The sequence below is a fragment of the Streptomyces sp. bgisy027 genome, from assembly GCF_057710365.1.
Map to the genome: position 1 here is coordinate 55999 of NZ_JBYIVZ010000006.1, position 22793 is coordinate 78791.

The 22793-nt window shown below is 71.9% G+C and carries 19 protein-coding genes; 9 read left to right on the forward strand and 10 right to left on the reverse strand.

The genetic code is table 11. From position 1 onward, the window contains the following. Positions 1 to 19 precede the first annotated feature (19 nt). The 3 genes from AC3ETA_RS08170 to AC3ETA_RS08180 form a co-directional block, all read right to left on the reverse strand. The gene (locus AC3ETA_RS08170) at positions 20 to 1891 is read right to left on the reverse strand and encodes a rhamnogalacturonan lyase (protein ID WP_432192129.1); all 1872 of its coding nucleotides are present in this window, start codon (positions 1889 to 1891) and stop codon (positions 20 to 22) included. A 97-nt stretch (positions 1892 to 1988) separates the two neighbouring features. Further along, entirely contained in the window at positions 1989 to 2732 is a 744-nt protein-coding gene (locus tag AC3ETA_RS08175; protein ID WP_432192130.1) for a class I SAM-dependent methyltransferase, read from the reverse strand. Between the two features lie 3 nt (positions 2733 to 2735). After that, entirely contained in the window at positions 2736 to 3038 is a 303-nt protein-coding gene (locus tag AC3ETA_RS08180; protein WP_432192131.1) for a 4a-hydroxytetrahydrobiopterin dehydratase, read from the reverse strand. A gap of 184 nt (positions 3039 to 3222) precedes the next feature. Here AC3ETA_RS08180 and AC3ETA_RS08185 point away from each other — a divergent pair, with 184 nt between their 5' ends. Beyond that, a complete protein-coding gene (locus AC3ETA_RS08185; protein WP_432192132.1) occupies positions 3223 to 4050 on the forward strand; it encodes a helix-turn-helix domain-containing protein in 828 nt (275 codons plus the stop codon). Here AC3ETA_RS08185 and AC3ETA_RS08190 read toward each other — a convergent pair. After that, entirely contained in the window at positions 4032 to 4457 is a 426-nt protein-coding gene (locus AC3ETA_RS08190) for a hypothetical protein (RefSeq protein ID WP_432192133.1), read from the reverse strand. The genes AC3ETA_RS08185 and AC3ETA_RS08190 overlap by 19 nt on opposite strands. A gap of 263 nt (positions 4458 to 4720) precedes the next feature. Here AC3ETA_RS08190 and AC3ETA_RS08195 point away from each other — a divergent pair, with 263 nt between their 5' ends. The 6 genes from AC3ETA_RS08195 to narI all read left to right on the forward strand — a co-directional run bounded on the left by AC3ETA_RS08195 (position 4721) and on the right by narI (position 13086). Next, complete coding sequence (locus tag AC3ETA_RS08195; RefSeq protein ID WP_432192134.1) at positions 4721 to 5581, forward strand: helix-turn-helix domain-containing protein; 861 nt, start codon at positions 4721 to 4723, stop codon at positions 5579 to 5581. A gap of 72 nt (positions 5582 to 5653) precedes the next feature. Then, on the forward strand, positions 5654 to 6469 hold the full coding sequence (locus tag AC3ETA_RS08200; RefSeq protein WP_432192135.1) for an SAM-dependent methyltransferase: 816 nt from the start codon (positions 5654 to 5656) through the stop codon (positions 6467 to 6469). 77 nt (positions 6470 to 6546) lie between these two features. Beyond that, the gene (locus tag AC3ETA_RS08205) at positions 6547 to 10239 is read left to right on the forward strand and encodes a nitrate reductase subunit alpha (protein WP_432192136.1); all 3693 of its coding nucleotides are present in this window, start codon (positions 6547 to 6549) and stop codon (positions 10237 to 10239) included. Beyond that, entirely contained in the window at positions 10239 to 11873 is a 1635-nt protein-coding gene (gene narH / locus AC3ETA_RS08210) for a nitrate reductase subunit beta (RefSeq protein WP_432192137.1), read from the forward strand. Before AC3ETA_RS08205 ends, narH begins: the two co-directional genes overlap by 1 nt. Beyond that, positions 11873 to 12367: a nitrate reductase molybdenum cofactor assembly chaperone gene (gene narJ / locus AC3ETA_RS08215; RefSeq protein WP_432192138.1), complete on the forward strand. Its 495-nt coding sequence runs from the start codon at positions 11873 to 11875 to the stop codon at positions 12365 to 12367. The genes narH and narJ overlap by 1 nt, the downstream gene beginning before the upstream one ends. Beyond that, complete coding sequence (gene narI / locus AC3ETA_RS08220) at positions 12364 to 13086, forward strand: respiratory nitrate reductase subunit gamma (RefSeq protein WP_432192139.1); 723 nt, start codon at positions 12364 to 12366, stop codon at positions 13084 to 13086. The genes narJ and narI overlap by 4 nt, the downstream gene beginning before the upstream one ends. Here narI and dnaK read toward each other — a convergent pair. The 6 genes from dnaK to AC3ETA_RS08250 all read right to left on the reverse strand — a co-directional run bounded on the left by dnaK (position 13083) and on the right by AC3ETA_RS08250 (position 21301). Then, positions 13083 to 14981 carry a molecular chaperone DnaK gene (dnaK, locus tag AC3ETA_RS08225; RefSeq protein WP_432192140.1) on the reverse strand — a complete coding sequence of 633 codons (1899 nt, stop codon included), beginning with the start codon at positions 14979 to 14981 and terminating at the stop codon, positions 13083 to 13085. The genes narI and dnaK overlap by 4 nt on opposite strands. 231 nt (positions 14982 to 15212) lie before the next feature. Next, a complete protein-coding gene (locus AC3ETA_RS08230; protein WP_432192141.1) occupies positions 15213 to 15641 on the reverse strand; it encodes an OsmC family protein in 429 nt (142 codons plus the stop codon). A 65-nt stretch (positions 15642 to 15706) separates the two neighbouring features. Further along, positions 15707 to 17518, reverse strand: coding sequence for a vWA domain-containing protein (locus AC3ETA_RS08235; RefSeq protein WP_432192142.1), 1812 nt, complete (start codon positions 17516 to 17518; stop codon positions 15707 to 15709). Beyond that, a complete protein-coding gene (locus AC3ETA_RS08240) occupies positions 17515 to 18576 on the reverse strand; it encodes an ATP-binding protein (RefSeq protein ID WP_432192143.1) in 1062 nt (353 codons plus the stop codon). The genes AC3ETA_RS08235 and AC3ETA_RS08240 overlap by 4 nt, the downstream gene beginning before the upstream one ends. 80 nt (positions 18577 to 18656) lie before the next feature. After that, positions 18657 to 20753: a phage holin family protein gene (locus tag AC3ETA_RS08245; protein WP_432192330.1), complete on the reverse strand. Its 2097-nt coding sequence runs from the start codon at positions 20751 to 20753 to the stop codon at positions 18657 to 18659. Between the two features lie 140 nt (positions 20754 to 20893). After that, positions 20894 to 21301, reverse strand: a complete 408-nt coding sequence (locus tag AC3ETA_RS08250) for a hypothetical protein (protein ID WP_432192144.1) — start codon at positions 21299 to 21301, stop codon at positions 20894 to 20896. 83 nt (positions 21302 to 21384) lie between these two features. Here AC3ETA_RS08250 and AC3ETA_RS08255 point away from each other — a divergent pair, with 83 nt between their 5' ends. Together AC3ETA_RS08255 and AC3ETA_RS08260 are read left to right on the forward strand one after the other, a co-directional pair. Beyond that, positions 21385 to 22158, forward strand: coding sequence for an MBL fold metallo-hydrolase (locus AC3ETA_RS08255; RefSeq protein ID WP_432192145.1), 774 nt, complete (start codon positions 21385 to 21387; stop codon positions 22156 to 22158). Next, positions 22155 to 22775: a DedA family protein gene (locus tag AC3ETA_RS08260; RefSeq protein WP_432192146.1), complete on the forward strand. Its 621-nt coding sequence runs from the start codon at positions 22155 to 22157 to the stop codon at positions 22773 to 22775. The genes AC3ETA_RS08255 and AC3ETA_RS08260 overlap by 4 nt, the downstream gene beginning before the upstream one ends. The last annotated feature ends 18 nt before the right edge of the window (positions 22776 to 22793 follow it).

Sequence of the window (22793 nt, forward strand, 5' to 3'; positions counted from 1 at the left end):
GACCGCCTCCCCTACCGGGTCACGGTGTGTACACCGCGGGCCTGGGTGCCGTCGCCATTCCGTTCCCGAGGAAGAAGCTCGGGTGCGGAGGCTGGTTGTAGGCGGTGTTCTGCCAGGCCAGACCCGTGCGGTACATCGTGTCGTGGAGCAGGGTCGTGATCCTCGTGTTCGTCTCGTACGGCGTGGAGTAGATGCGCAGGGCCGTGTTGCCGCCGGTGCGCCAGACGACCTCCTCGCGCCAGTCGCCGAGGATGTCGCCGGACAGCACCGGCGTGGCCTTGGTGCCGTTGTTGGAGGAGACACCGGAGCCGGTCAGCAGGCGGGTGTCGGACGAGGTGCCGTACTTGTCGATGCGAGTGCCGTCGAGGAGTTCGCGGACGGTGTCGCCGTCCCACCAGGACAGGAAGTTCACGGAGGACGGCTCACGGCCCTTGGTGGCGCCGGCCTCGTCGCGGATGGAGGTGTCGGAGGCCGACCAGACCTCGGCGCCGTCGTTGCCCGCGTAGATGTCCCCCGCCACGCCCCGGCCGTTGTCGCAGCAGGCGGCGAGCTTCCAGTTCACGGTGCCGTCGGCCGGGTCGATGTACAGCGCTGCGGGCTGGCTCGTCGACTCCGAGACCTTGAAGTACTCAAGGCCCCCATGCGAGGGGTCGAGGTCGCCGAGGTGCTGGGCGTCGCCGTGGCCGGTCCTCGTGGTCCACAGGCCGCCTCCGTTGTCGTCGACGGCCATCGCGCCGTAGACGATCTCGTCCCTGCCGTCGCCGTCGACGTCTCCGACGGACAGGCTGTGCGAGCCCTGCCCGTCGAAGCCCTTGCCGCTGTTGGTGGAGGAGTTGGTGTCGAAGGTCCAGCGGCGGGTGAAGGCGCCGTTGCGCCAGTCCCAGGCCGCGATGACCGTACGGGTGTAGTAGCCGCGGGCCATGATCAGCGAGGGACGGGAGCCGTCCAGGTAGGCGGTGCCGGCGAGGAACCGGTCGACGCGGTTGCCGTAGGAGTCGCCCCACGAGGAGACCGTCCCCCGGGCCGGGACGTAGTCCACCGTCCCCATCGCCCTGCCGGTCTGCCCGTTGAACATGGTCAGGTACTCGGGCCCGGAGAGGACGTAGCCGGAGGAGTTGCGGTGGTCGGCCGACGAACTGCCGATCACCGCGCCCGTCCCGTCGACCGTGCCGTCGGCGGTCTTCATGGCGACCTCGGCCTTGCCGTCGCCGTCGTAGTCGTAGACCTGGAACTGCGTGTAGTGCGCGCCGGAGCGGATGTTGCGGCCCAGGTCGATGCGCCACAGCCGGGTGCCGTCGAGCTTGATGCCGTCGACGATCGTGTTGCCGGTGTGGCCGGACTGGGAGTTGTCCTTGGCGTTGGTGGGCTGCCACTTCAGGACGAAGTCGAGGGCGCCGTCACCGTCGAGGTCGCCGACGGAGGCGTCGTTGGCCTCGTAGGTGTACGCGACCCCGTCGGGGGTGGTGCCGCCGGCCGGCGGGCTGATGGGGACGTCCTTGTAGCCGGGGCGGAACTGCACGGCGTGCACGGAGTCGGCCTGCTCGACGCCGCCCACGACGGCCCGGACGGTGTAGTCGGCCTGTTCGGGGGCGCCGGAGTGGAAGTAGTTCGTGGAGCCGGTGACCGGGGCGGAGTTGACCTTGGTGCCGGCCCGGTAGACGTTGAAGGAGACGTCGTTCGGGTCGGTGCCGAGCCAGCGCCAGCCGACCAGGTTGCCGCCGGCTGTGTGGACGCTGACCACGCCCCGGTCGAGGGCCTCGACCTGGCGGGCGGTGGCGGCCCGCGCCGTGCCGGCGCCGCCAAGCGTGGTGAGTCCGGCGGCGATCAGACCGGCGGCGACGGCCGCGGACAGTGCGGCCCGGCGTCTGCGGTGCCTGCGCGGGTGCTGCACGGGACGTACCTCCTCGGGAGGACGGACGGGTTCCGTTCCCTCAGTCGCCGCCGTGCGTCGGTGAGTTGCCGCGTTTCCCGGCCGGTTCCGCCGAATGTCACCCGGGCTTGCGGAACGCCCGCACGGTGAACACCGGATCGGGTCTGGGGCGGTCCTGGTCCGGGAGTTCCGCCAGCCGGGCGGCGAACCCGGCCGCGAGATCGCCGCCCGGCGGAACCGTGACGAACCAGCCCCGGCGCAGGTCGGCCACCGTGCGGCGGGGGCTGCGGCCCTGGCCGTGCCCGGTGAAGCGGGCCTCGCCCGCCGGGAGCAGGGCGTGGTCGAGGGCGTAGGACTCGACGAGCGCCGCCGCGTCCCGTGCCGCGCGGCACGGGCGGGAGGCCATGACGGCGTCGATGTCGCTGCCCACGTTGTGCGCGGCGGCCTTGTCGACCGTGGTCACGTAGACGCCGCCGGGGCGCAGCATCCGGGCGCACTCTCCGACGATGGCCCGCACGTCCTCGGCGGTCGGTGCGAGATGCAGCAGCCACACGCTGCTGACGGCGTCGAAGCGGCCCTCGCGGAACGGCAGCCGCCGGCTGTCGGCGAGCACCACGGTGCCGGGCAGCCGGGCGGCGGCCTGCCGGGCCATGGCGGGCGCGAGGTCGACGCCGGTCACACGCAGGCCGTCCCGCCCCGCGGCCAGCCGCCGTGTCACGATGCCGGTGCCGCAGGCCACGTCGAGCAGGCGCCGGGTGCCGTCCGGCAGAAGGCCCAGCACGGCCTGCGCGGCGGCCGCAGCCCTGGGCTCGCCACCGCGCGAGGCGTCGTACCGCTCCGCTTCCTTGTCGTAGTCGAGCACGCCTCACTGCGCTCCGTGACCGGGGGCGAGGTCCTCGATCCTGCGGGCCAGGGAGAAGTCCCGCTTGGTGACGGCACCCACGGTGTGGGTGTTCACGGTGAGTGACACCGTGTTGTAGCCCAGGGTGAGGTCGGAGTGGTGGTCGAGCTCCTCCTGGACCTGGGCGATGTGCACGACCATCGCTGTGGCCGCGAAGTGCGAGGGGAGCCGGTAGGAGCGGGCGATGCGGTCGCCCTGAAGCGACCAGCCCGGCAGCTCCGCGAGCCGGTCCTCGATCTCCTTCTGCGACAGCGGTTCGAGGGGCATGTCCTCGCTCCTTCCTGCACGGGAGGGTTCGTCTTCAGCCTGCCACAGCATGGGTGCGACGGTCCTGGTCGGAGGGGTTCCCCGCGGGCCGGTGCCGCACGCCCCAGCGGCACCGGGAGCGGTCGCCGATCACCGCCGCGCCCGCCCCGACCGTTCCCCGCGCTCCTCGACTACCGTCGTACCCATGACCTCTGTCCCGTCCGGCAACGCCGCCGCCACCGCCCCCACCGGCCAGGGCGTGGGCCCCCTGCTGCGGGCCTGGCGGGAGCAGCGCAGGGTCAGCCAGCTGGAGTTGGCGCTGCGGGCGGACTCCTCGGCACGGCACATCAGCTTCATCGAGACGGGCCGCTCCCGGCCCAGCGAGGAGATGGTGCTGCGGCTGGCCGAGCACCTGGAGGTGCCGGTGCGCGAGCGCAACGCGCTCCTGCTGGCCGCCGGCTACGCCCCGCGCTACCCGGAGACCCCGCTGGACGACCCGGCGCTGGACGCGCTGCGGGCGGGCATGGAGCAGCTGATCCAGGGCTACGAGCCCTACCCGGCGCTGGTGGTCGACGCGATGTACAACGTGCACGCCGCCAACCGGGGGATCCTGATGCTCCTCGACGACATCCCCGGGCACCTGCTCCGGCCCCCGCTCAACGCGATGCGGCTGACCCTGCATCCCGACGGTCTCGCGCCGCGCATCCGCAATCTGCGCGAGTGGCGCGGCCATCTCCTCGCCCAGATGGAACGCCAGATCGCCCTGCACCGCTCCGAGCCGCTGCGGGAGTTGTACGAGGAGGTCGCGGCGTATCCGGTGCCGGCGGACGCGCCCGGCGCAGAACCGGACGAGCCCGTCCCGTACTTCGCCCTGCCGATGCAGATCGAGCACGAGGGGCGCGTCCTGTCCTTCGTCTCGTCCATCTCCACGTTCAACACGCCGATGGACGTGACCGTCGCCGAGCTGGCCATCGAGACGCTGCTCCCGGCCGACCCGGCGACGGTCAAGTACCTTCAGTCGCTGCTGCCCTGACGGTTCCTCAGGGCCGCGTACTGCAACCCGGCGAACCCGGCGACCGTGAGCGCCTGCAGCACGGTCCACACCGCGCCCGCCGTGGTCGGCGACAGCCACAGCGCGAGCGCGACGAGGCTGAGCACGGTCCAGGCGAGGTTGGCCTCGATCACGGCACGCACCGGGAGGTCGGCGGGCCTGGGCCGGGAGGCGAGCAGCGCGACGGCACCGGCGTACACCGCGAGGAAGGCGCCCAGGGCGAGCAGCAGCGACGGCTCGACGCCCAGCAGCCGCCCGAGCGGGCCGGACAGGGCGAGGTAGGCGAGCCCGTTCGCGCCGGTCACCACCGCGTCCAGGGCCAGGAAGCGGCGCAGCACGGTCTGCGGGTCGGAGGTCCGGGCGAGCGCGGTGAGCGAGGTGGCGGACATGACGATGCACCCTCCGTCGAGGTCGAGTGGCGTGCGACAGGACCCGGATCCCGGACCGGAGTGCGCCGGCCCGGAACCCGGTGGCTCAACGGTCTCGCGGACAGGCCGAGGGGTCGATTACCTGCCGGGTAATGACAACGCCCCTCAGGGGCGCGGGGCTGTATCGATGTGCGGCTCCGCCGCGTGGGCGCGAGCGGCCCCCACGGCGAACCGGAACATGGCACACTGCACCCCGTACTCTGGGCGCGTAGGGGAGGCGTGGCGTGAGCGAGCGGCGGCCCGCACCCACCGTGGGCCAGGTGGTGCTCGGCAAACGCCTGCAGGAACTGCGGGAGGCGTCCGGGCTGGGGCGCGAGGAGGCCGCGCGGGCCCTGCGGGTGACGGCGGCGACCGTACGCCGCATGGAGACCGCCGAGGTCGCGCTGAAGATCCCGTACGTGCAGGTGCTCCTGGAGACGTACGGCGTCCCGGAGGACGAGGCGCAGGCGTTCGTCTCGCTGGCCGAGGAGGCCAATCAGCCGGGCTGGTGGCAGCGGTTCCACGACGTGCTGCCGGACTGGTTCAGCCTGTATGTGAGCCTGGAGGGCGCCGCCCGGATCGTCCGGTCCTACGAGCCGCACTTCGTGCCCGGTCTGCTCCAGACCGAGGAGTACGCCCGGGCCGTACTGCGGGCCGGGACGATAGGGCAGACGGGGCCGGAGACGATAGAGCGGCATGTGTCGCTGCGCATGGAGCGCCAGCGTCTGCTGGAGCGCCAGGACCCGCCCCATCTGTGGGTGATCATGGACGAGACGGTGCTGCTGCGCCCGGTGAGCGGCGGCGAGGTGATGCGCGACCAGCTGGACAAGCTGCTGGAGTTCGCCGAGCGCGACCGCGTCACGCTCCAGATCGCCGAGTTCGCCTCCGGCCCGCACCCGGGCACGTACGCCCCCTTCACCCTGTTCCGGTTCGCCGAGCCGGAGCTGCCCGACATGGTCTACACCGAGTATCTGTCCGGCGCTCTGTATCTGGACTCCCGCAAGGAGGTCGCGGCGCATCTGGAGGTGCTGGACCACATGTCCACGGCCGCGGCGTCCGCCGAGCGCACCAGGAAGCTCCTGCGGGAGCGCCGCGAGGACTGCTGAGACAGAGCACCGCCGAGACTGAGGCCCGTCCAGGCAATCGACTCCGAATCGACTCCGAGGAGAAGACCGCGTATGTCCGGATCCGAGTCCGTACCCGCCCGCGTCGACACCAGCCGGCCGCACCCGGCCCGCGTCTACGACTGGTGGCTGGGCGGCAAGGACAACTACCCGGTGGACGAGGAGCTGGCCCGCAGGATCCTCGCCGTGGACGGCACGGTCCTGCGCGGCGCCCGCGCCAACCGGAGGTTCATGCACCGGGCCGTCCGAACGGTCGCCGAGGCCGGGACACGCCAGTTCCTGGACATCGGCACGGGCATCCCGACCGAGCCCAATCTGCACCAGGTGGCGCAGGGCGTCGCCCCGGAGTCCAGGGTCGTCTATGCCGACAACGACCCGATCGTGCTGCGGCACGCGGAGGCGCTGCTGCACGGGTCGGCCGAGGGCAGCACCGAATACGTGCACGCCGACGTCCGTGACGCCGAAGCGCTGCTGGCCCGGGCCCGCGAGTCCCTGGACTTCGACCGGCCGATCGCGCTGTCGCTGGTGGCGCTGACCCACTACCTGAGCGACGACCCCGACGGCGACGACGTGTACGGCCTGCTGGAGAAGTACGTCGCCGCGCTCGCCCCCGGCAGCCACCTGATCCTGTCGCAGGTGACGCCGGACCTCAGCCCGCAGGCCATCGAGCAGGCGGCGAACCACTTCCGGCGCAGCGGCACCCCGTTCTTCCCCCGCTCGCTCGCCGGGTTCTCCCGCTTCTTCGACGGCCTGGAGCTGCTCGGCCCTGGCGTCATCCCCGTCTACGGCTGGCGCCCCGAGCCGGCGGACGTGGCGGCCCAGGCGGAGGGCATCGTGCCCGTGTACGCGGGGGTCGCCCGCAAGCCCTGACCCGTACGGGCGCCGTGAACGGGTGCGCTCCCCGGCCCCGCCCTAGGTTCGTGATCAGGGCAAGCAAGGGAGCGCCTGTGACCGACACCCGGGTACCGCCCACCCCGCCCGCCGAGCCGGGCGCGGCGTTGCTGAGGGCCGGCAGGTTCTTCCGGCCCGGCACGCCCGCGTCCGATCTGCACAGCGTCGCGCTGACCGGCGGGCGTGAGGCGGACGCGTTCTACCGGGACCGGTGGAGCCACGACAAGGTCGTGACCTCCACGCACGGCGTGAACTGCACCGGCTCGTGCCGCTGGAAGGTGTACGTCAAGGACGGCATCATCACCTGGGAGACCCAGGAGACGGACTATCCGTCGGTCGGCCCGGACCGTCCCGAGTACGAGCCCCGCGGCTGCCCGCGCGGCGCCGCGTTCTCCTGGTACACCTACTCCCCCACCCGGGTCCGCTACCCGTACGTGCGCGGTGTGCTCCTGAAGCTGTACCGGGAGGCGAAGGAGCGTCTGGGCGACCCCGTGCTGGCCTGGGCGGAGATCCAGGGCGACCCCGAGCGCCGCCGCGCGTACCAGCGGGCGCGCGGCAAGGGCGGCCTGGTGCGGGCGACTTGGGACGAGGCGGTCGAGTTGGTCGCCGCGGCGCATGTGCACACCATCAAGACCCACGGCCCCGACCGCATCGCCGGTTTCTCCCCCATCCCGGCGATGTCGATGGTGTCGCACGCGGCGGGCGCCCGCTTCCACTCCCTGATCGGCGCCCCGATGCTGTCGTTCTACGACTGGTACGCCGACTTGCCGGTCGCCTCCCCGCAGGTCTTCGGCGACCAGACCGACGTACCGGAGTCGGGCGACTGGTGGGACGCGGCCTATCTGATGATGTGGGGCTCGAACGTCCCGGTGACCCGCACGCCCGACGCGCACTGGATGGCGGAGGCCCGCTACCGCGGCCAGAAGGTCGTGGTGGTCGCGCCCGACTACGCCGACAACGCCAAGTTCGCCGACGAGTGGCTGCACCCGCACCCCGGCACCGACGGCGCGCTGGCCTTCGCCATGGGGCACGTCGTGCTCAAGGAGTTCTTCGTCGACCGCAAGACGCCGTTCTTCGCGGACTACGTACGCAAGTTCACCGACCTGCCCTTCCTGGTCACCCTGGAGGAACGCGACGCTGCCTACGTCCCCGCGAAGTTCCTGCGGGCCTCGGACCTGGGGCAGGAGGACGAGGGCGCCGGGTGGAAGACGGTCGTGCTGGACGAGGTGTCGGGTCGCGCGGTCGCCCCGAACGGCTCCCTGGGCTTCCGCTGGACCGAGTCGGGCAAGGGCCGCTGGAACCTCGAACTGGGCGATGTGCAGCCGAGGTTGAGCCTGTACGGCAGCAAGGTGTCCGCGGGCGTCGAGGTGCTGCTGCCGCGCTTCGACACCGAGGGCGGGCCGCACGGGCAGGGCCGCGGGGACGTCATACGCCGGGGCGTCCCGGTGACGAAGCTCGGCGGTGCGGACGGCCCGCTGGTGACGACGGTCTTCGATCTGCTGCTCGCCCAGTACGGGGTGGCACGGCCGGGGCTGCCGGGCCGCTGGCCCGCGTCGTACGACGACGCCGACTCCCCCGGCACCCCTGCCTGGCAGGAGGCGCACACGTCCGTCCCGGCGCGCAAGTGCGTGCGGATCGCACGGGAGTTCGCGCGGACGGCCGAGCGGTCCGAGGGCCGCTGCATGATCCTCATGGGCGCGGGCACCAACCACTGGTTCCACTCCGAGACGATCTACCGCGCCTTCCTCGCCCTGCTCCAGCTCACCGGCTGCCAGGGCCGCAACGGCGGCGGCTGGGCGCACTACGTGGGCCAGGAGAAGTGCCGTCCGGCGACCGGCTGGGCGACGCTCGCGGCCGCGTCGGACTGGTCGCGGCCGCCGCGGCAGATGATCGGCACGGCGTACTGGTTCCTCAACACCGACCAGTGGCGCTACGACCGGTTCACGGCCGATGCGCTCGCCTCGCCGCTGGGCGCGGGGCGCTTGCGCGGGATGACGGGCGCGGACTGTCTGGCGCTGTCGGCGCGCGTGGGCTGGATGCCGTCGTATCCGACCTTCGACCGCAATCCGCTGGAGCTGGGCGAGGTGTTCGGCGACGCCGTGTCGCGGGTGGTGGCGGAACTGCGCGCGGGCACCCTGAAGTTCGCCTGCGAGGACCCGGACGCGCCGGAGAACTGGCCGCGGATCGTGACGCTGTGGCGGGCCAATCTGCTCGGCTCCTCGGCGAAGGGCGCGGAGTACTTCACCCGGCACCTGCTGGGCACGCAGTCGTCGCTCCGGGCCGAGGAGGCCCCCGAGGACGTCCGGCCGAAGGAGGTGACCTGGCACGACGAGGCACCCGAGGGCAAGCTCGACCTGCTGCTGTCGCTGGACTTCCGGCAGACGTCGTCGACGCTGCTGTCGGACGTCGTCCTGCCCGCCGCCACCTGGTACGAGAAGCACGACCTGTCCAGCACGGACATGCACCCCTACGTGCACTCCTTCACCCCGGCCGTGGATCCGCCGTGGCAGGCGCGCACCGACTTCGAGGCGTTCAAGGCGCTCGCGGAGCGGCTGAGCGAGCTGGCCGTCGACCATCTGGGCGTACGCAAGGACCTGGTGGCGACCCCGCTCCAGCACGACACCCCGGGTGAGATCGCGCAGCCGGGCGGGGTGGCCCTGGACTGGCGGCGCGGGGAGTGCGATCCGGTGCCCGGCAGGACCATGCCGAACCTGACGGTCGTGGAGCGGGACTACACCGCGATCGGCGCCAGGTTCGCCTCGCTGGGCCCGCTGGCGGAGCGACTCGGCCTGCCCGCCAAGGGCATCACGCTCCGCCCGGACGAGGAGGTCGAGGACCTGCGGCTGCTGAACGGCGCGACCGGTGACGGGCGCCCCCTGCTCGACACGGCCGTGAAGGCGGCGAACACCATCCTCGCCCTGTCCGGCACCACCAACGGCCGCCTCGCCACGCAGGGCTTCCGCACCCTTGAGGAACGGACCGGGCAGGACATGGCGCACCTGGCGGCCGGGCACGAGGGCAGGCGGACCACGTACGCGGACGCCCAGGCCGCGCCGGTGCCCGTGATCACCTCGCCGGAGTGGTCGGGCAGCGAGTCGGGCGGGCGGCGCTACACCGCGTTCACGCTGAACACCGAGCACCTCAAGCCGTGGCACACCCTCACCGGCCGCCAGCACTTCTTCCTCGACCACGACTGGATCCACGAGCTCGGCGAGGCACTGCCCGTGTACCGGCCGCCGCTGGACATGAACAAGCTGTTCGGCGAACCGCGACTCGGCCCGGACGGACAGCGGGAGGTGACGGTCCGCTTCCTCACCCCGCACAACAAGTGGTCCATCCACTCCGAGTACCAGGACAACCTGTTCATGCTGGCGCTCTCGCGGGGCGGGCAGAACATCTGGATGTCCCCGCGGGACGCGGACGCGATCGACGTCGCCGACAACGACTGGATCGAGGCGGTCAACCGCAACGGCGTGGTCGTCGCGCGGGCCGTCGTCTCGCACCGGATCCCGCAGGGCACCGTCTACATGCACCACGCGCAGGAACGCACGGTCGCCGTCCCGAAGACGGAGGCCACCGGCCGACGGGGCGGCATCCACAACTCACTCACCCGCCTGATCCTCAAGCCGTCCCATCTCGTCGGCGGCTACGCCCAGCTGTCCTGGGCGTTCAACTACCTGGGCCCGACGGGCAACCAGCGCGACGAGGTCACGGTGATCCGCCGTCGCAGCCAGGAGGTCGAGTACTGATGCGTCCGATGGCCCAGATCGCCATGGTGATGAACCTCGACAAGTGCATCGGCTGTCACACCTGCTCGGTCACCTGCAAGCAGGCGTGGACCAACCGCCGTGGCATGGAGTACGTCTGGTTCAACAACGTCGAGACCCGCCCCGGCCAGGGCTATCCGCGCCGCTACGAGGACCAGGAGGTCTGGCGCGGCGGCTGGGAGCTGAACCGGCGCGGCGCGCTGAAGCTGAAGGCGGGCGGCCGGCTGCGCAAGCTCGCCGGGATCTTCTCCCACCCCGAACTCCCGGAGATCAAGGACTACTACGAGCCCTGGACCTACGACTACAAGAACCTCACCGACGCTCCCCTCGGCGACGACTACCCGGTGGCCCGGCCCATCTCCCGACTCGACGGCAAGCCGATGAAGATCGAGTGGTCGTCGAACTGGGACGACAACCTCGCCGGCGCCCCCGCCTACGGCGACCTCGACCCGATGGTGGAGCGCACGCGCTCACAGGCTTCGGAGAAGGTGCGGTTCGAGTTCGAGCAGAGCTTCATGTTCTATCTGCCGCGCATCTGCGAGCACTGCCTGAACCCGTCCTGTGTGGCGTCATGCCCGTCGGGGGCGATGTACAAGCGGGCGGAGGACGGCATCGTCCTCGTCGACCAGGACCGGTGCCGGGGCTGGCGGATGTGCGTGACCGGATGCCCGTACAAGAAGGTGTACTTCAACCACGCCACCGGCAAGGCGGAGAAGTGCACGATGTGCTATCCGCGCGTCGAGGTCGGCCTGCCGACGGTCTGCTCGGAGACGTGCGTGGGCCGGCTGCGCTACCTCGGGGTGGTGCTGTACGACGCGGACAGGGTGACGGCCGCGGCCTCCGTTCCGCGTGAACGGGACCTGTACGAGGCACAGTTGGGCGTCTTCCTCGACCCCGAGGACCGCGAGGTGCGGCGGGCGTGCGAGGAGGCGGGGATCCCCTACGACTGGCTGGAGGCGGCCCGTCGCTCGCCCGCGTACGCGCTGATCGCCAAGTACCGGGTGGCGCTGCCACTGCATCCGGAGTACCGCACGATGCCGATGGTCTGGTACATCCCGCCGCTGTCGCCGGTGGTGGACGCGCTGTCGGAGACCGGGCACGACGGGGAGGACGCCGGGAACCTGTTCGGCGCGATCGACACGCTGCGCATCCCGCTGGAGTACCTGGCGGAGATGTTCACGGCCGGCGCCATCGGTCCGGTCCGCTCCTCGCTGGAGAGGCTCGCCGCGATGCGCTCCCACATGCGGGCGATCAACCTCGGCGACGAACCGGATCCCTCGGTGCCGGCCGCCGTGGGGATGGCGGCCGGGGAGATCGAGGACATGTACCGGCTGCTGGCGGTCGCCAAGTACGAGGACCGGTACGTCATTCCCACGGCGGCGGTCGCGGACGCCCGGCGCCTGGAGGAGTCGGCGCTGCCCAGGGGGTGCAGCCTCGACTACGAGGGCGGGCCCGGGATGGGCGGGGACGGCCCCTTCGGCCAGGACTCCGGCGGCCGCAGGCTGCTGCCGCTGGTGTCGGTCGAGAACTTCCACACCCTGCGCGGGCGGCAGACCTCCGACGACGCGGCCGACGCCGCCGGACCCACCCGCACGACCAACACCGAGGAGGCGTGATGCCGTCCTTCGAGGTGCTGTACCAGGCGGCCGCACTCTGTCTGACCTATCCGGACGACGACTTCCGCGCGCGCCTGCCGCTGCTGCGCGAAGCCGCCCCGCAGCTGCGGGAGTTCACCGACCACGCCGCCCTCACCCCGCCGGACGAACTGGCCGCGCACTACGTCCAGGTCTTCGACTTCGACAACCGGCACAGCCTCTATCTGACCTGGTGGCTCGACGGGGACACCCGGCGGCGCGGCATGTCGCTGCTGCGCTTCAAGGAGGTCTACCGCACTCACGGCCTGGAGCTCACTGGCGAGGAACTGCCCGACTTCCTGCCCGCGGTACTGGAGTTCGCGGCCCGCACCGGCGACACCGGTCTGCTGCTGGAGCACCGCGAGTGCCTGGAGCAGCTCCGCTCCCGGCTCACCGACTCCGGCACACCGTACGCGTCCGTCCTGGACGCGGTGTGCGCCACACTGCCGACCGAACGCACGGGGGTGCGACCATGACCACGCTGCTGTGGGGCGTCCTGCCCTACGTCACCTTCGCCCTGCTGGTCGCCGGCCTGGTCTGGCGGCACCGCTACGACCGCTTCGGCTGGACCACCCGCTCCTCCCAGGTCCATGAGTCGAGGCTGCTGAACATCGCCTCGCCCGCCTTCCACTACGGCATCCTGTTCGTGCTGGTCGGCCATCTGGTGGGCCTGTTCGTCCCGGCGTCCTGGACGGACTCGCCCGGCGTGAGCGAGCACACCCACCACCTGTTCTCCCTCTACGGCGGTACCGCGGCCGGCGCCCTGACCGTCGCCGGGATCGTGCTGCTGATCTACCGGCGCCGCACGAACGTGCCGGTGTTCCGGGCGACGACGGCCAACGACAAGCTGATGTACGTCGTCCTGCTCGGCGCGATCGTGCTCGGCATGGCCGCCAAGCTCACCCATGTCTCCGGCGACGGCTACGACTACCGGCAGTCCATCGCCCCCTGGGCCCGCAGCCTGTTCACCCTCCAGCCCGACCTGGACCGGATGGCGGGCGTGCCGGTGCTGTACCGGATCCACGCGGTGGTCGGCATGGCGCTGATCGCGCTGGTGCCGTACACGCGGCTGGTGCACATGTTCAGTGCGCCGGTGCAGTACCTGTTCCGGCCGTACCTGGTCTACCGCAGCCGCGACCCCGAGCAGCTGGGGCCGCGGCCGGAGCGGCGCGGCTGGGAGAAGGCGGGTTCCTAGGCCGCTCCGCCCTTCCGGTCCCGCTGTTCCTTGTCGTCGTCGACGATCTCCGCGTCGACCACGTCGTCGTCCTGCTCGGCGCTCTGCTCGGCGCCGGTGGCGGTGCCGGCGTCGGCGTCGGCCGAGCTGTCGGAGGGGGCCTGCTGGGACTGGGCGTACATCGCCTGGCCCATCTTCTGGCTGACGGCGGCGAGCTTCTCGATGCCGGTGCGCAGGACGTTCGTCTCGGCGTTCTGCTCCAGTTGCTCCTTCAGCTCCTTGATCGCCGAAGCGACCTCCGCCCGGGTGTCCGCCGGGACCTTGTCCTCGTTCTCGCGCAGGAACTTCTCCGTCTGGTAGACGAGCTGCTCGCCCTGGTTGCGGGTCTCGGCGGCCTCGCGGCGCTTGTGGTCCTCCTCGGCGTACTGCTCGGCCTCCCGCATCATCCGGTCGATGTCGTCCTTCGGCAGCGCCGAGCCGCCCGTCACGGTCATCTTCTGCTCGCGGCCCGTCGCGAGGTCCTTCGCCGAGACGTGCATGATCCCGTTGGCGTCGATGTCGAAGGCGACCTCGATCTGCGGCACCCCGCGCGGGGCGGGCGGCAGGCCGGTGAGGTCGAAGACGCCGAGCTTCTTGTTGTACGAGGCGATCTCGCGTTCGCCCTGGTAGACCTGGATGCCGACGGAGGGCTGGTTGTCGGCGGCGGTGGTGAAGATCTCCGAACGCCGGGTCGGGATCGTGGTGTTGCGTTCGATGAGCTTGGTCATGATGCCGCCCTTGGTCTCGATGCCGAGGGACAGCGGGGTGACGTCGAGCAGGAGGACGTCCTTGACGTCGCCGCGGATGACGCCGGCCTGGAGGGCCGCGCCGACGGCCACGACCTCGTCGGGGTTGACGCCCTTGTGCGGGTCCTTGCCGGTGAGTTCCTTCACGAGGTCGGTGACGGCGGGCATCCGCGTGGAGCCGCCGACGAGGATGACGTGGTCGACCGCGGAGAGCTTGATGCCGGCGTCCTTGACGGCCTGGTGGAAGGGGGTCTTGCAGCGGTCGAGGAGGTCGGCGGTGAGCTCCTGGAACTGGGCGCGGGTCAGCTTCTCGTCGAGGTGGAGGGGGCCCTCGGCGGAGGCGGTGATGTAGGGCAGGTTGATCGTGGTCTCGGAGGAGCTGGACAGCTCGATCTTGGCTTTCTCGGCGCCTTCGCGCAGCCGCTGGACCGCCATCCTGTCGTTGCCGAGGTCGATGCCGTTCTGCCCCTTGAACTTCTTGACCAGGTACTCGACGATCCGCTGGTCCCAGTCGTCGCCGCCGAGGTGCGTGTCGCCGTTGGTGGCCTTGACCTCGATGACGCCGTCGCCGATCTCCAGCAGCGAGACGTCGAAGGTGCCGCCGCCGAGGTCGAAGACCAGCACCGTCTGTTCCTCGCCGCGGTCCAGGCCGTAGGCGAGGGCGGCGGCCGTGGGCTCGTTGATGATCCTGAGGACCTTCAGGCCCGCGATCTCCCCGGCTTCCTTGGTGGCCTGCCGCTGGGCGTCGTCGAAGTAGGCGGGGACGGTGATCACCGCGTCGGTGACGTCCTCACCGAGATAGGACTCGGCGTCCCGCTTCAGCTTCTGGAGCACCCGGGCCGACAGCTCCTGGGCCCGGTAGCGGGTGCCGTCGATGTCGCCCCGGTCGGGAAAACGCCAGCTCCCGTCGCCCATGTACCGCTTCACGGAGCGCGCGGTGCGGTCCACGTTCGTCACCGCCTGCCGCTTGGCCACCTCCCCCACGAGCACCTCGCCGTTCTTGGCGAAGGCGACGACCGACGGTGTGGTCCTGGCCCCCTCCGCATTGGCGACGACAGTGGGCTCGCCGCCCTCCAGAACGGCGACCACCGAGTTCGTGGTCCCGAGATCGATCCCGACCGCGCGTGCCATCACTGTCCCCTTCCGCCAGGGCACCCCTTGAACTCCAGCACAAAACTTGAGTGGGCTCTTGTCAATGGGGCGAGTGACCCGGGGGGCGGGTACCAAACGGCGGCTGAGCGGGCGCTCAGGGGTCGGGGGGCAGGCCCGGAGGGCCGCCCCCCAGGGGGTGCGGGGGAACTGCGCGACAAGCCACGACGGCGCAGCGGACGAAGAACGACCTACCGCCGCTCCCCGTCGGCGCTACGCCAACTTCGCCGACAGCGTGATCGTCGTCCCCGTCAGCGCCTGGCTGACCGGGCAGTTCTTCTTGGCGTCCTCCGCGGCCGCGACGAACGTGTCGTTGTCGATACCGGGAACCGTCCCCTCCACGGTGAGGTGGATCCCGGTGATGCCCTCACCCGGCTGGAAGTTCACATCGGCCGACGTGACAAGCTTGGTGGGGGGCGTGCCGGCGCCGTGCAGGGCGTGCGACAGCGCCATGGAGAAGCAGCTGGAGTGCGCGGCGGCGATGAGCTCCTCGGGGCTGGTCTTGCCGTTCGCGTCCTGGGAGCGCGAGGCCCACGTGACCGGCTGCGCGGCGATGGCGCCGGACGAGTCGAAGTTGACGACACCGTTGCCCTCGAGCAGGTTGCCTTCCCAGACGGTGTGTGCGGAGCGCGTGGTAGCCACGATTCTTCCTTTCGCATGGGGGCCCGTTTCCGGGGTCCGTGGCCCCCATCCGATCACACTCCGGCTCAACTCACCCGGAAGACCGGCCCACGTGGGGTGAACGGCAGGCGACGGCCCGGGGGAATCAGGTACGCGTGCTCACGGCGCACCCGCAGCACGTCGCACCAGCCGTCCGTGATGACCAGGACCGGTGCGCCGGGCGGGAAGTCGTCGGCGCGCAGCAGCAGATCGACGCCGGACTGCAGAACCGTGCCGCCGCGGCCGCGCACCCGCACCCGTCCGGCGATGTCGGTGACCGGCACATATCCGGCGTCGTACGGCCCCGCGTCGCAGAACACCACGCGTGCCGCCGGTACGTCCCGCGCCTCGGCGTACGAGGCGATCGCGCCGAGCGCCTTGCCGAGCAGGCCGGCGCTCATGGACCCGGAGGTGTCCAGGACCACGCCGAAGGTGCAGCGGGCGATCTCCTCGGGCGGGAAGTAGCGGCCGGCGCGCGGGATTTCGGGTGTGGAGGCCTGGCGGCGCGAGGGCCGCGCGTACGTCCGCACGGGTTCCGGGCGGGGCACGAACTCGTCGAACCAGCGGGCGAGTCGGGCGTCCCAGGGCAGCGGCGGATGGCTGAGCGCCCGGATCTCCTGGACCAGGCCGCCGGGCAGGAAGCCGCGCTCGTGCTGCTGGTGCAGGTCCAGGCCCTGGCACAGGCCCCGGCGGTAGAACTCGTCGAGGTCGACGTAGTCGCCGGGTGCGCCGAGCGGGGCGCCGAGGACGTCGCCGACGCCTTTGCCGCGCAGGGTGGCCAGACGGCGCATCCGGCGCAGGTCGCCGGCGATCCGGTCGTAGACCTCCTCGGCCGACAGGCCCGTCATCTCCTGGTCGTACAGCAGCCCTTGGGGCATCTCCCCGACCTGCATCTCGCGCAGCCAGCCGTTGATGACGTAGTCGCAGGCGACGTTGAACAGGTAGGGGTCGCGGGTGCCGCAGCGGTCGCCGTGGCGCAGGGCGGCGTGCAGCATCTCGTGGGCGAGGATGAACCGCCATTCCTCGGGCTCGAACTGGCGCAGCGGGTTGATGTAGATCTCGCCGGCCTCCGCGTTGACGGCGGCGACGGCGATGCCGTGGGCGCGGGCGAGTTCGGCGTCGGCGATCAGCTTGATGCCGGCCGCGATGCCGCCGAGCAGCGGGTAGGAGGTGATGAACCACTCCAGCGCCCACTGCCAGGGCCGCTTCTTGACGGGCTCGCCGAGCATGGAGTCACGGCGCCCGCCCGCCATGTCCATCGCGGTGGAGACGGTGCGGGTGAGCGCGGTGGCGAAGGCCAGTTGATGGTCCGGAGGGGACCCGAACCAGCCCGTCCACTCCATGAGCAGCTGGTCGGGCTCCGGACCGGCCGTGCCGCAGCCCTCGTACACGGCGGGGACGCCGTCGCGCCGCCAGGGCGCGGCGAGCTGCTCCTCGTCGCCGGCCGGGTAGGTCAGCGGCAGGTGGTCCGGGGCCTTGCCGACGGGGAAGGTGAGCAGGAAGCGGTTGACGGCGACGCACCGTGCGGCGAGGTCGGCGCGGTCGGGCTGCACGGGCGTGCCCTTCCTGGAGGGGACGTGGCCGAAGCCGAGGTGCAGGACGGCGTGCGCGATCGCCCAGGCCCAGGTGGCCGGTTCGGCGAGCCGGGCGGGACGGATGTGCAGGACGCCGTCGGAGTCGACGCGAAGGAGGCCGTCGCGCGGGGCCTGTTCGCAGTTCTCGTGGCGGCAGACGGTGAACTCCACGGCGGCGAGCGCCGGGTTGGCGCGCACCAGCCGCAGCCCCTCGGCGAAGGCCTCCGCCGCGAGGTCCCGCTTCTTCTGCCCCTTGCCGCCCTTCTGGCCGCCGCCGCGGCTCATCGCCGCGCCTCGACCAGCCGGGGCATGTCGCGCGCGGCCTCCACCAGGAACCAGGCCGGCAGCACGGGATTGCCGTCGGCGTCGGAGGCGATGACGCTCTGGGCGACCTCCACGGAGATCTCCGCGAGCTGCACCAGCAGCGACTTGGCGCGGTACGCGGTCTGCCGGGCGGCCGCCGACATGTGGTCCTTGCTGACCGGCAGTTCCTTGATCAGGCGGCCGCGGAAGGACTCGGCGAGGTAGTAGAGCAGATCGCGGTCCTGCATGCCGTGCGGCCAGCCGGCGTCGCCCTTGATGATGGCCTCGATGCCGTACTGGCTGCGCACGATCTTGACGTAGCCGCAGAACGCGGTGGCGTGCGTCGGCGTCAGCGTGCCGTGGGCCAGGACCTTCAGGGTCTCCTCGTCGAGGTCGCGGCCGAAGGAGTGCAGCGCGTCGGAGAGCATGTGCCAGGAGCGGGGCGTGGAGAACGGCTCCTCGGTCTTCGGCGGCTTGGACCACAGGTGGTCGGGGCGGTCGGTGAGGTGGTCCAGGATCCACGGGTGGATGCCGTTGTTCGCGGCCCAGGTCAGCCAGTCCTTGGCGGACGCCTCCAGGTGGACGTGGGTGAGCCGGTTGACCAGCGCGGACGCGATGGGCCGGGCGAGCGCGTTGTCGGTGGCGCGGTTGCCGGCGCCGATGACGACGGAGCCCTTCGGCAGTTCGTAGTTGCCGATGCGGCGGTCCAGGATCAGGGAGTAGAACGCCTTCTGCACATCCGGCGTGGCCGCGTTCAGCTCGTCCAGGAACAGGCAGTACGGCTCGTCGCGGGCGATGGCCTCCGGCGGGCAGAACACCGAGCGGCCGTCGCGGATCTGCGGCACGCCGATCAGGTCCTCCGGCGCGAGCTGCGTACCGAGCAGACTCACGCACTCCAGCCCGAGCGAGGCGGCGAAATCCCTGACGAGGGAGGACTTTCCGATGCCGGGGGCGCCCCAGACGAACACGGGCCGCACGGTGGCGAGGCCGAGGAGCAGTTCGGGGATACGGGTGGGCGTGACGGTGACGGCAGCCTGCAAAGCAAAGGCTCCTTGGGGGCGTTCGAGGCGTTTTCGACTCGCCCAGTGTGTGCCCGCGCGCTCTGGCGTGCAGCTGATTTTCAGGCGGCCCGCTCCTGCGGCTCCGCCTCCACCGGCACCTGCGGCCCGTTCGCCTCACGCAGCCAGCACCGCAGCACCCGGTGCACGTGCTCGGCGCCGACGAGGTCCTCCCCGTCGTCCACCGGCGCGGACAGGGCGAGGGGCGACAGCAGGAACGGCCTGCCCTGCGCGCCCCCGAGCCCGCCGTGCGAGCCGATCTGCTCCTCGAAGGCGAGCACCTCGCCGTCGGCCGGGTCGTACGCCGAGTTGACCATGATGTCGGCGGTGCTCGGGAAGGAGTGCGTGCGGCGTACGGCGGCGGCGGCGCCCGCTCCGAAGGCCTCCAGCGGGCCCGGATCGTCGTCCAGCCGGTCCAGGGGGATCTCGGCGCCGTACGCGCCGAGCACGACCCCGCCGTGCCGCTCGCTGCGCACCAGCAGAAAGCCGATGCCGGGGTGGTTGGCGAGGGTGGTGAGCAGCGCCGGGTGCCGGGCGTCGATCTCCTCCTTGGTCATCCGGTGCGGCACGTCCGGGAAGGAGACCAGGCCGAGGTTGCCGGAGGCCAGCACGATCGGCTCGGAGCGGCGGCGCGAGGGGCGGTGCTGCTCGCCGCCCTCCTCGACGGGCCGGCGCAGCGCGGCGCGCACGGCCGCGCGGGCCTCGGCGCCGCTGTGGGTGCGCCGTGCCCTGCGCGGCACGGGCAGCCCGCAGCCGGCCCGCACCAGGTCGCCGAGGCCGAGGCCGTAGCGGGCGCGGAAGGTCTCGCCGGGGCTCTGGCCGTGGTCCGACAGCACGACGATCCGGTACGGCCGCGGCGCGTGCTCGGCGGCCTTCTCGATCAACGCCAGCGCGCGGTCGAGGCGTTCGAGGACCTTCTCGACATCGCGGCCGAACGGCCCGGAGTGGTGCGCGACCTCGTCGTACGCCACGAGGTCGGCGTAGACGGCGGTGCGGCCGGCGAACATGTCGCCCATGACCGCGGCGACCACGACGTCCCGTTCGACGACGGTCGCGAAGGCCCGCACGAACGGGTAGAGACCGCCGCGGGAGACCCTCGGCCGGGCCTTGCGGACGCGGGCCCGGGTGGACTGGCCGATCTCACGGCCGACCTCGGCGATGAAGGACAGGGCGGTGCGCACGGCGTTGGCCGGGTCGGAGAAGTAGGCGAAGTAGCCCGCGCGCGAGCGGTTGCGGCGGTCGCGCCGCCTGGCCGCGATGGACAGCACCAGGGCCTGCTCCTCGGCCCCGCCGCTGAAGAGGTTGCCGCGGCTGGCGCCGTCGGCGCTGAGCAGTCCGCCGTCGCCGGTGCGGTCGATGGCGCGGCGCTGGAGCTCGGCGGCGCTGGTGGGACGGTTGCAGACGATCACCTCGCGGGCCGCCTTCTCGTACCAGCGGAAGGCCGGGACGTCATGGTTGCTGCCGTGCAGGATGCCGAGCTGGCTGGCGCCGGTCTGGCTGGACCAGTCGGTACGCCAGGCGGTGAGCCGGTGGGTGGGGCGCCCGCCCGCACCGGCTCCCTGCCCCAGCCAGCGGCCGACAGTGGGCATCAGGCCCTTGCCGACGGCGGCGAGCAGGAGGTCGTGGCCGACGCCGTCGAGCTGCATGAAGACCGTGCCGTGGCTGGAGGGGCCGGGCGGCAGGGCCCGGCGCCGCCGGTCGGCGAGGCGGTAGAGCCGGCGGCGGTAGGCGTCGTCGTCGCGTACCGCCAGGGCACCACCGGTGGCGGAGGCGACGGCGGACATCACGGCGGCCACGATGACGGCGGTCTCGGGGGCGGCCTCGCTGTCGCCGGAGGGCACCAGGCGCAGGGCGACGATGAGCAGCGAGCCGTTCAGGAAGAACACCAGCAGGCCGAGCACCAGCGCGGGCACGAGCAGCAGCAGCCGTACGAGCAGGGGCCAGACGAGCGCGGAGAGCAGACCGAAGGCACCGGCGCCGAGGGCCGCGGTCATGGCGAGCCGGGTGGTGCTCTCGTCGTCGGCCGACTGCAGCTGGAAGTCCGGCAGGATCCCGGCGAGCACGAGCATGGTGACGGTCGAGACCGCCCACACGGCCACGCTCCGCCCCACCTGACTGGCAACCCGCCGCCAACGCCCACGCACGCCCACGCCCCCCAGCCTTGCACAACGCCCGGTTCGGTAGCGCCCCGATACGGGCGCGGGGCTGTATCCATATGCGGCTCCGCCGCGCGGGCGCGCCCAGCCCCCACGGCGCCGCAGCCGAGACCGAACCCCACCCGGCCCCCTCGGCGGAGCGCCTAGCGGCCGTCGTACCCCGCCGTCGGCATGGACAGCCGCCGATGCACCCGCGCCTTCATCTGGGCGTCGTACGACGGCTCGGCCCGCCCCACCGTCTCCACCCGCACCCCGCGCCGGGCGCACTCCGCGGTGAACTCCTCGACGGACGACAGCGCGCTCTCCAGCACCCTGCGGCTGGGCGCCACGAACAGGTCGAGGCCGGGCCGCACGCCCTCCCACAGCACACTGTGGTCCGCCCGCAGCCCCCGTACCAGGAGCTCACGCGCGACGAAGTACCCATGCTCGGCGGCCCAGCGCGCGCACATGGCGTGCTGGCTGCGGGAGTCCACCAGGAAGGGGTCGGCGTCCAGCTCTTCGAGCGGCGTCAGACTGGCGATCGCCGTGACGCGCACTATGGATGGCCCCATGGCGTCCCCCTCACCTCCGGGTTTCGCCGCCGACCCTACTCCAGCCCGTACGCTTCGGGGAGTCGCACGAAGGAGGCAAAGAGGTGCCGGTGGAGATCACCTGGTGGGGTCACGCCACCTGCACGGTCGAGGACTCGAACGTGCGCATCCTCACCGACCCTCTGTTCGCACGCCGGCTCGCACACCTGCGCCGACGCCGGGGTGCGCTACCGGCGCCCGACTCCCGGCGCGCCGACGTCGCCGTCGTCTCCCACCTCCACGCCGACCACCTGCACGTTCCCTCACTCGCCGGGCTGCCCGAGGACACCCGCCTGCTCGTGCCCCGGGGTGCGCCGGGCGCGGTCCCGGGTCTGCGCCGGCTCACCCATCTGCGGGTGACCGAGATGGCGCCCGGCGATGTGACGACGGTGGGCGGCGTGGCCGTACGGGCCGTTCCGGCGCGGCACGACGGGCGGCGGCTGCCCGTCGGACGGCACCGCTCCCCCGCCCTCGGCTATGTCATCGAGGGCCAGGCACGCACGTACTTCGCCGGGGACACCGGCCTGTTCGACGCCATGGCGCAGGAGGTCGGGCCGGTCGACGTGGCGCTGCTGCCGGTGGGCGGCTGGGGGCCGTATCTCGGGGAGGGCCACCTGGACGCGGGGCGTGCCGCCGAGGTGCTGGCCCGGCTCGGGCCGCGCAGTGCGGTGCCGGTGCACTACGGCACCTACTGGCCGATCGGCATGGACGCCGTGCGCCCCCATGAATTCCATGCGCCCGGCGATGAGTTCGCACGCCTCGCGGCGGAGCGCATGCCCGGCGTATCGGTGCACCGGCTCGCGCAGGGCGAGAGCGTGCGCCTGGAGGTGGCCCGGTGACGGTGGTGGCCGCCGCCACGACGACGGTGTCGCCGGAGTCGACGCAGCAGGCGATCGGCTATCCCTCCCTGTTCCTGCTGGTGCTGATCGGGGCGCTGGTGCCGATCGTGCCGACGGGGGCGCTGGTCAGTTCGGCGGCGGTGGTGGCGTTCCACCAGACGGCGCCGTTCTCGCTGGCGCTGGTGTTCGTGACGGCGTCGACGGCCGCGTTCCTGGGCGATGTGACGCTGTACTGGCTGGGCCGGCGCGGCCTGGGCTCGAAGAACGGTTCGCGCTGGCTGGAGGCGATCCGCTCCCGTGCGCCGGAGGAGCGGCTCACGCAGGCCCAGGAGAGGCTCGCCGAGCACGGGGTGGCGGTGCTGGTGCTGTCCCGGCTGGTGCCGGCGGGCCGGCTGCCGGTGATGCTGGCGTGTCTGCTGGCGGAGTGGACGATGCGGCGGTTCGCGCGGGGGAATCTGCCTGCGTGTCTGGCGTGGGCGGTGACGTACCAGCTCATCGGGATCCTCGGTGGCTCGCTGTTCAGCGAGCCGTGGGAGGGCGTGGTGGCGGCGGTCGCGCTGACCGTGCTGATCAGTGTGGCGCCGGGTTTGTGGCGGCGGATTCGCTCTGCCGGGTGAGGCGGCGTCGCGGGGTGA